The organism is Pseudomonas sp. 2995-3, assembly GCF_002742565.1.
Classification (GTDB): Bacteria; Pseudomonadota; Gammaproteobacteria; order Pseudomonadales; family Pseudomonadaceae; genus Aquipseudomonas; species Aquipseudomonas edaphica.
On sequence record NZ_LJSB01000025.1, the window covers coordinates 1 to 292 of the forward strand.

At 38.7% G+C, this 292-nt stretch carries 1 protein-coding gene; it reads right to left on the reverse strand.

From position 1 onward, the window contains the following. A partial coding sequence (locus AOA62_RS00090; RefSeq protein ID WP_256592213.1) for a glutamate--tRNA ligase family protein occupies positions 1-292 on the reverse strand: 292 nt, incomplete at both ends.

The following is a 292-nucleotide window of genomic DNA, read 5'->3' on the forward strand; positions in this document are numbered from 1 at the left end:
TAGTTGGCATTCTCGGGTCGTCCCAGCCATCAACATAATTTTCATCAACAAACTGCTTTAACTTTCGCTTACTCATTACTGTATTTGTTAAGTTCAATCTAGCAAATTCAATTTGTCTTGGTGTAGCATCCATTTCACAATTTTCAACAACCCAGTTATACAATGGTCGTTGATCTTCAAACTCCAGTGTACAGATGGAATGAGTTACTCCTTCAATAGCATCTTCAAGTGGATGCGCGAAAGAGTACATTGGATAGATACACCATTTGTCACCAGTGTTATGGTGTGTAGC